At 70.7% G+C, this 6,917-nt stretch carries 8 protein-coding genes and 1 pseudogene; 3 read left to right on the top strand and 6 right to left on the bottom strand.

Annotated elements, in window-relative coordinates; translation table 11 throughout:
* Nucleotides 1–191 (bottom strand): annotated as a pseudogene (locus D7W79_RS36295) (RadC family protein); the annotation flags it as partial.
* Nucleotides 192–365: 174 nt separating this feature from the next.
* On the bottom strand, nt 366–824 hold the full coding sequence (locus D7W79_RS36290) for a Crp/Fnr family transcriptional regulator (protein ID WP_120529869.1): 459 nt from the start codon (nt 822–824) through the stop codon (nt 366–368).
* 81 nt (nt 825–905) lie between these two features.
* On the opposite strand from D7W79_RS36290, the gene trxB reads away from it, so the two are divergent.
* Genes trxB through moaC form a run of 3 tightly spaced genes read left to right on the top strand, consistent with a single transcriptional unit; the run spans nt 906 to nt 3,608 of the window.
* On the top strand, nt 906–1,871 hold the full coding sequence (trxB, locus tag D7W79_RS36285; protein WP_120529871.1) for a thioredoxin-disulfide reductase: 966 nt from the start codon (nt 906–908) through the stop codon (nt 1,869–1,871).
* Nucleotides 1,872–1,914: 43 nt separating this feature from the next.
* Nucleotides 1,915–3,102: a trans-sulfuration enzyme family protein gene (locus D7W79_RS36280; protein ID WP_120529868.1), complete on the top strand. Its 1,188-nt coding sequence runs from the start codon at nt 1,915–1,917 to the stop codon at nt 3,100–3,102.
* Complete coding sequence (gene moaC, locus D7W79_RS36275; protein WP_120529867.1) at nt 3,099–3,608, top strand: cyclic pyranopterin monophosphate synthase MoaC; 510 nt, start codon at nt 3,099–3,101, stop codon at nt 3,606–3,608. Before D7W79_RS36280 ends, moaC begins: the two co-directional genes overlap by 4 nt.
* 3 nt (nt 3,609–3,611) lie before the next feature.
* Here the strand turns inward: moaC and D7W79_RS36270 are convergent, their stop codons facing one another.
* From D7W79_RS36270 to D7W79_RS36255, 4 genes are all read right to left on the bottom strand, one after another.
* Nucleotides 3,612–4,193 (bottom strand): NUDIX hydrolase, encoded by a 582-nt coding sequence (locus D7W79_RS36270; protein ID WP_120529866.1) that lies wholly within the window; start codon nt 4,191–4,193, stop codon nt 3,612–3,614.
* 14 nt (nt 4,194–4,207) lie between these two features.
* Nucleotides 4,208–5,032, bottom strand: a complete 825-nt coding sequence (locus D7W79_RS36265; RefSeq protein ID WP_120529870.1) for a SirB1 family protein — start codon at nt 5,030–5,032, stop codon at nt 4,208–4,210.
* Between the two features lie 85 nt (nt 5,033–5,117).
* Nucleotides 5,118–5,393: a hypothetical protein gene (locus D7W79_RS36260; RefSeq protein WP_120529865.1), complete on the bottom strand. Its 276-nt coding sequence runs from the start codon at nt 5,391–5,393 to the stop codon at nt 5,118–5,120.
* A 9-nt stretch (nt 5,394–5,402) separates the two neighbouring features.
* Nucleotides 5,403–6,917 (bottom strand): YiiX/YebB-like N1pC/P60 family cysteine hydrolase (locus tag D7W79_RS36255; protein ID WP_120529864.1); only part of this gene is annotated, 1,515 nt, incomplete at its 5' end.

Raw genomic sequence — 6,917 nt, 5'->3', positions numbered from 1 at the left:
GCGTCCCCCAGCCCCTCCGTCCACAGGAGCCCCAACAGCTCCAGGTCGGTGAGGGCCTCCGCGCCCAGCCGGAAGAGGCGCTCGCGCGCAGCTCCCAACGCCGGCAACGCCGAGCCGCGCGCCCTCACCGACCTGCCATTCGTGGCTTCCCCTTCGCCCGGCTCCGCCCACGCCTCTCCGCCCTGTTCCATCCCGCCTCCCTCCACGCGGCGGGGGCTTGAGCAAGTCACGTGCCTTCGGGGTTCACTCCCGGACACCGCCGACGTGCCCGTCCAGCCACGCGCGAAGCGGCCTCGCGGCGGGACGGACAGCGATGCTCCACCCGCACTCCTGGCGTGCGAGGAGCCAAGAAGCGCGACGGGCGGCTAGAAGCGGGAGATGGCGAAGAAGCCCTTGATCTTCTCGTTCGTCTCGCGAAGCCGCTCGCTCAGCGTGCGGACGAACGTCCACAGGAGGACGTAGGCCAGGTCCTTGTCCGTGAACATCAGCTGGTCCAGCTTCGCGCGCTCGATGACCCACACCGTGCACGAGGTGTGGGCGATGGCGTCCGCGGAGCGGGGCGAATCCTCGATGACCGCCATCTCTCCGAAATACTGGCCGGGTTCGAGGATGGCGAGCGCCTCTTCCCCGATGCCCGGCACGGATTTGGAAATGCGCACCTTTCCGTCGGCGAGGATGAACATGTCCTGGCCGGTGTCGCCCTCCCGGAATAGGAAATCTCCGGCCACGTAGGTTCGCGGCTGGGCAATGCGGGCGACCTTGGCGAGCTGGCCCTGGGTCAATCCCTCGAAGAGCGCAACCTTCTTGAGGACAGCGGCATCCATGGGGCCCAGGTTCGTATCATGGCCAGGACGGCGGCGTCTGTTACCGTCCGGGTCCGTCAACGTATGAGCGCAGGAGGCGCCGTGTCGCAGGACAAGATCCAGAAGGTCACCATCATCGGCTCGGGCCCGGCGGGCTACACCGCCGCCATCTACGCGGCGCGCGCCAACCTGGAGCCCGTGGTGTTCGCTGGCGGCCCCACCCTGGAGCACCCCCAGCGCGTCCCGGGCGGCCAGCTCATGGTCACCACCGACGTGGAGAACTACCCCGGCTTCCCGGAGGCCATCACTGGCCCGGAGCTGATGGAGCGCTTCCAGAAGCAGGCCGAGCGCTTCAACACCGTCATCCACATGGAGAACATCACCAAGGTGGATTTCTCCCAGCGGCCCTTCCTGCTGGAGAGCGAGAGCGGCATCCAGGTGCGCTCGGAGACGGTCATCATCTCCACGGGCGCCACGGCCAAGTGGCTGGGCGTCAAGGGCGAGGATACCTACAAGAACCGCGGCGTGTCCGCGTGCGCCACCTGCGACGGCGCCTTCTACAAGAAGCAGGACGTGCTGGTGGTGGGCGGCGGCGACACGGCCATGGAAGAGGCCACGTACCTGGCGAAGATCGTCAACCACGTCACGCTCATCCACCGCCGCGACTCGCTGCGCGCGTCCAAGGTGATGCAGGAGCGCGCGCTCAACAACCCGAAGATCTCCTTCATGTGGAACTCCGCCGTGGAGGAGGTGGTGGGCAACGCGAAGGGGATGACGGGCGCCGTGGTGCGCAACCTCAAGACGGGTGACAGCCAGCTCGTGAACGCTCAGGGCCTGTTCGTCGCCATCGGCCACACGCCGAACACGGAGCTGTTCCAGGGCATCCTGGAGACGCACCAGGGCGGCTACCTGAAGACGATTCCGGGCAGCACGCGCACCAACATCGAGGGCGTCTTCGCCTGCGGCGACGTGCAGGACAGCTACTACCGCCAGGCCATCACCGCGGCGGGCACCGGCTGCATGGCCGCCATCGACGCGGAGCGCTGGCTCATCGAGCACGGCGAGTAGGCCCCTCCTCTTTCCTTTCCGTCCTGAGCGAGACGACACGCGCATGAGCACGAAGCAGAAGACGGTGGCGGTGCACGCGGGCTCCCGGCTCACCGGGAGCAAGGCCGTGCCCGTCATGCCGCCCATCTTCCCGGCGGCGGTGAACTGGTTCGACAGCAGTGACGACCTGTCCGACGCGCTGGACGGAAAGGACTACGCCTACGCCCGCATCAGCGCGCCCAACGCCGCGCTGCTGGAGGAGGCGGTGGCGGCGCTGGAGGGCGCGGAGGCCTGCGTCGCCTACGCCAGCGGCATGGCCGCGCTGCGCTCGCTGTTCGACGCGCAGCCGTGGAAGGCCGGGGACGTGCTGGTGATGCCCACGGACGGCTACGGCGTCACCCGGGCGCTCTACAAGAACCTGTGCGCCCGCTGGGGCGTGGAGCTGCGGCCGCTCAACCAGACGGACGCGGACGCGCCCGCGCGCATCCGGGAGTGGCGCCCGCGCCTGGTGCTGGCGGAGAGCATCTCCAATCCGCTGCTGCGCGTGCCGGACATCCGCGCGCTCGCGGAGGCGTGCCGGGACGCGGGCGCGGTGTTCGCGGTGGACGCGACGTTCCCGTCGCCCTTCGGCCAGCGTGCGCTGGAACTGGGCGCGGACTACGCGGTGCAGTCCACCAGCAAGTGGCTCAACGGCCACAGCGACGCGCTGGGTGGCACGGTGAGCGGCTCCAAGGCGCGCATCGACCCGCTGCGCTCGGCGCGCATCCTGTCCGGCGACGTGCTGGGCCCCTTCGAGGCGTGGCTCACGCTGCGTGGCCTGCGCACGCTGCCTGTCCGCATGAAGGCCCACAACGAGCACGCCGCCCACGTGGCGAAGCGGCTGTCGGATTCGCCGCTCCTGGAGCGGGTCATCTACCCGGGCCTTGCGTCCCACCCGGACCACGCGGTGGCGGGGCGGGTGCTGGCGGGTGGCTTCGGGCCCATGGTGGCCTTTGAAATCAAGGGCGCGGGGCAGAAGGAAGGCGACCGGTTCCTGGAGGCGCTGCGGGTGGCCAGGCCCGGGCCGTCGCTGGGAGACGTGGGCACGCTGGTGATGCACGCGGCCAGCGCCAGCGCCCGCCGGATGACGCCCCAGGAGCGCGCGCAGGCGGGCATCCGCGACAGCCTCATCCGCGTGTCCGTGGGGCTGGAGGATCCGGACGACGTGGCGGACGACCTGCTCGCCGCGGTGGCGAAGGGGGCTGGCCGGTGAAGATGGTGGACGTCGGCGACAAGCCGAAGACGGAGCGCGTGGCGGTGGCCACCGCGCGCCTCAGGATGCTGCCCGCGACGCGCGAGCGCATCCTCGCGGGACAGGTGGAGAAGGGGGACGTGCTCGCGGCGGCGCGGCTCGCGGGCATCATGGCCGCCAAGCGCACCCCGGACTTCGTGCCCCTGTGCCACCCCATCGCGCTCGCGGGCGTGGACGTGACGCTGGAGCCGGTGGACGAAGGGCTGGAGATTCGCGCGCGGGTGAAGACGGTGGACCGCACGGGCGTGGAGATGGAGGCGCTCACGGCCGCGTGCGCGGCGGCGCTCACCGTCTATGACATGTGCAAGAGCGTGGACCGGGGCATGGTCATCGAAGCGGTGCAGCTGGACCACAAGTCCGGCGGCCGCTCCGGCACGTGGGAGCGGGAGGAAAAGGCCGCGGCGTCCAAGCCCGCCGCCGCGCCGAAGTCCCGCCGCAAGACGTCCCGGCCCCGCGCCTCGCGGTGAGGCTCAGGGCGCGGCCTGGCGCTTCGCTTCCGCGCGCAGCCGCTCCAGGAAGAAGGCCACCACCACCAGCGAGTGCGTGATGTGGCCCTCCAGGATGAGCCGGGGCAGGTCCGCTCTCGGGTACAGCTCCACGGCGATGTCCTCGCCGTCGTCCGGGTTCCCGTCGCTCACGCGCTCGCAGTCGAGCGCCAGGTAGCTGAAGCAGCGGTTGGATTGGAAGGCCGGGTTGGGGTGCACCTCGCCCAGCGCCTCCAGCCGTCCGGCGCGGTAGCCCGTCTCCTCCTCCAGCTCGCGCACGGCGGCCGTGGCCGGGTCCTCTCCCGGGTCGATGACACCGCCCGGCACCTCCAGCGTCGGCGCGTCGATGCCGAAGCGGAACTGACGCACCATCACCAGCTCATCCTGCTTCGTCACCGCGATGACGTTCACCCAGTCCGCGCACTCCAGCCGCACGCGGCCGTGCTCCAGGTTCGTGCGCGGGTCCGCCACCACGTCCTCGCGCACCTTCACCACCGTGAAGTCGTGCTCCAGCCCCCGGCGCAGACGCGGCCAGGGCTTCACCTTCGAATCAGGCGCGGACGCCATGCGGGTGTTCCCTTTCAGTTGAGCAGCTCGGCCCGCTCGCGCAGCTCCCGCGCTGACATCTCCAGGCGCTCGCGGTCCGGCGCGTCCGGCGACAATTCCAGGCAGCGCTCCACGTCCTTCAGCGCCGCGCGGAAGGCGCCCATCGTGGTGAGCAGCGACGCGCGCGTGCGCAGCTCGCCCGGGTGGTCCGGGGCCAGCAAGAGCAACAGGTCCACCACCGCCAGCCCCTGCTGGCTGTCGTCGCGCCCCAGGTACACGCGGCGCAGGTTGGACAGCATGCGGTACGCGATGAGCTCCACCGGCGCGGGCGCGAGCATGGCCCGGTCGAACTTGAGCTGCGGCGCCACGCGCTTGAGCAGCTCCTCGCAGCCGTGCTCCGTGAGGATGTCGCCGTGGTGGAAGGGGTCCATCACCAGCTTGTGGTCGCCCGCGTCGCACGCCACCAGGAAGTGGCCGGGGAAGGGGACGCCGTACAGCGGGATGCCCGCGCGGCGCGCCACCTCCAGGTAGAGCACCGACAGGGTGATGGGCAGCCCCACCTTCCGCTCCAGCACCCGGTCCAGGAAGCTGTTGTCCGGCGAGTGGTAGTCGTCCTCGTTGCCCCGGAAGCCCTCGATGTCCGCCAGCACGTGGCGCAGGGCGCGCAGCGGGGCCAGGGCCTCGCCCTTCTCACGCAGCCGCTCCGCCTCCACCTGCACCCGCGCGGCGAGCGCGTCCAGCGTGTGCAGACACGCCGGGGCGTCCAGGTCCTCACGGCCCAGCGTGGCGATGGCCAGGGCCGCCAGGTCCAGCCGGGGCGGGTCCGCGGCCAGGGAAGACACCAGCCGCTCGCGCGCCAGGGGCGGGCCGAATCCAGAGGGAAAACTCACGGTGCGCACCTGTAACCCACGGAAGCTCCTCACGGCAAAGGCAGGCAGCCGAGCGTCAGACGCCCGGCGGCGCCGCGGGCAGGCGGCTCTTGATTTCCGCCCGGATGGCCATGTGCGCGGAAATCAGCCCGGCCAGGATTCCGTCCTCGAACTCGAAGGAGGGGTGCTCCTTGAGCTGGGGAAAGTCGTGCGGGTTGCGCAGCTCCTCCGGCCCGATGTTGGGCACCGCCTCGCGCGCCAGCCGCAGCACCTTCGCCTGCTGCTGGGCAATCATCCGCTCGTAGAGGGGAGAGGCCAGGGCCAGGAACTCGTTCGCTGTCTCTTCCGTCATGGAATTGCCTCACTCCTGGGCGATGTCCCACTTCATGCGTCGGTAGGTGTAACGGAAGGCCTCGGCGTTCGCTTCGATGGCGTCTCCCGTGGCCTCCCGCCCGTCCAGGAAGGCGACGAAGTCGAACTGCCGGCCGGGCTGGCCGTACTCGGCGTCGAACACGCGCACGATTTCGTTCGCCGGCAGCGTCCTGCGCCCCGCCACGCTCACCAGGGGGATGTCCAGGCCCTTCATGTCCTTCGACGGGGCGTAGGACTTCCACACCAGCTCCGTGCACACCAGCGACTGGTCGGAGAAGAAGTCGAAGTTGAAGTCGTACGGCCGGCCCTGGAAGGTGAAGGCGCGCAGGATGGCGCGGGCCTTGTCCACCTGGGACACCCGGGGCCGCAGCACGCCCAGGTAGTCCACGTGCATGCCGTGCTCCACGCCGGTGAAGCTCACGCCCTCGCTGATGGATTCGATGATGCGCAAGGGGTCCCCGTGCGCGTCCTTGCCGGTGTACTCGGCCCACTTTGCGGGGAACGCCTTCGCCAGGTGGCCGGTGAACGTCTCCGGATGGCCGGGCAGCGTGGCCACCCAGGCCTTCACCTCCGGATCCGCGTCGAACGCCAGGGCCAGCTCCCGGGCGGTGCCCAGGTACAGCTCCGCGTGCGGCCAGAAGCCCGGCAGGCCGATGTTGGACAAGAACCAGTTCTGCCGCGCGACCATCACGTCGCCCGGGGCCATGTGTGGCAGGAGCGCCAGCGTCTGCTCCCGGGAGATGAGCGGCCGGCCCGAGCGGTGCACGCGCGTGTCGCCCATCCACTCGGCCACCGTCTTCTGCACCGGGAACACCGCGCGCGCCGTCGTGTCCTGGGTGAGGTCCGCGGCGGCCTTGGCGAAGAGCACCGGGCCGCGCTTCAGCAGGCGTGCGCGGGCGCTCCGGCTGTCCTCCCGCATCGCCTGGAAGAGCGCGGGGACGCCGGGCTCGCTCAGCACGCCGGACTTCGCCAGCACCGGGTGCAGCGTCGCGCGGTAGCCATCGCCCGTGAAGAGCTGCGTGCTGGTGCCCACGTGGACGACCTTCTTCTTGAAGCGGCTGAAGGCGCGCGCGGGCAGGCCGTACTCCGGGCCGGGCTCGTCCAGCAGCACCTCCAGCTGCGCCTGGCCCCCGGCGAGGTCCGCGAAGGCCATCCCCTGCGCCAGCTCCGACGCGAGCGCCGCGTGCGTGAGGAGGAAGCCCCAGGCGTGCTTCTTCGGCTGGGTGACGGCGGGCACCTTGAGGAAGTCCCAGTAGCGCTGGCGCACCACCTCCGTGGAGATGAAGCAGTCGAAGAAGGCGGCCCAGGTGGACACCAGGAGCTGCTTCTCGTCCGGGGTGTACTGCACGTCCTCGCCGCGCTGGTACAGCGCCTTGGCGCGAAAGGCCTCCGCGCGCAGGCGGCGCAGGCCCTCGGTGCCCTGGCGCAGGGTCTCCAGGTCGCGGCGGGCCTGGGCGGCGAAGGCCACGTCGTCCAGCGCGTAGACGTCGCGCGGGGCCTGGGC

It is taken from the genome of Corallococcus exercitus (assembly GCF_003611585.1).
Taxonomy (GTDB): Bacteria; Myxococcota; Myxococcia; order Myxococcales; family Myxococcaceae; genus Corallococcus; species Corallococcus exercitus.
The sequence above is the reverse complement of the archived record's forward strand: the minus strand, read 5'-3'. Positions and strand labels throughout refer to the sequence as shown.

Excerpts from the sequence above, each read along its gene's own strand:
- D7W79_RS36290 (WP_120529869.1), bottom strand. The coding sequence starts at position 824 with ATGGATGCCGCTGTCCTCAAGAAGGTTGCGCTCTTCGAGGGATTGACC.
- D7W79_RS36280 (WP_120529868.1), top strand. The coding sequence starts at position 1,915 with ATGAGCACGAAGCAGAAGACGGTGGCGGTGCACGCGGGCTCCCGGCTC.
- D7W79_RS36270 (WP_120529866.1), bottom strand. The coding sequence starts at position 4,193 with ATGGCGTCCGCGCCTGATTCGAAGGTGAAGCCCTGGCCGCGTCTGCGC.
- D7W79_RS36260 (WP_120529865.1), bottom strand. The coding sequence starts at position 5,393 with ATGACGGAAGAGACAGCGAACGAGTTCCTGGCCCTGGCCTCTCCCCTC.